This window comes from Corallococcus praedator (genome assembly GCF_003612125.1).
Taxonomy (GTDB): Bacteria; Myxococcota; Myxococcia; order Myxococcales; family Myxococcaceae; genus Corallococcus; species Corallococcus praedator.
Genome location: NZ_RAWI01001418.1, coordinates 1 through 389, shown reverse-complemented (window position 1 = coordinate 389; position 389 = coordinate 1). Strand labels below are relative to the sequence as shown.

Annotated in this window: 1 protein-coding gene; it reads left to right on the top strand. The window is 68.6% G+C overall.

Annotation, left to right across the window (positions count from 1 at the left end):
- A partial coding sequence (locus D7Y13_RS46750; RefSeq protein WP_158626279.1) for a hypothetical protein occupies positions 1–389 on the top strand: 389 nt, incomplete at both ends.

The window sequence follows — 389 nt, the reverse complement described above, 5'->3', positions numbered from 1 at the left end:
TTGCATGGGCGCTCGATCAGCTCGCGATCGACGCGTTTGCCGGGGGCAATCTGACGGACGCGCGCCGGGTCGCCGACGAAGCGCTGCAAGTCCGGACGCAACTTCGCGCGATCCGCAAACCGGTATTTTGGTCGGGCCGCGACGGCGTGCTCGGCGAGCTCTACGCGGCGCTGGCCAGCACGCATTTCTCCCGAAGCGATTGGGCCGCCGGACTCGATGCCGCCACGCCTGGAGCCGCGATTCTCGCGGCGCACGTGGCCGAGAATGAGGCCATCGCCGGCCGGCATTTTCCACTCGCTCACCTCCGGCGCGAGATGGCGATTGCGCATCTGCAGATGGGTGATCGCGCCGCCGCCGCGGACGCATGGGAAGACGTCGCCCTGCAAAGC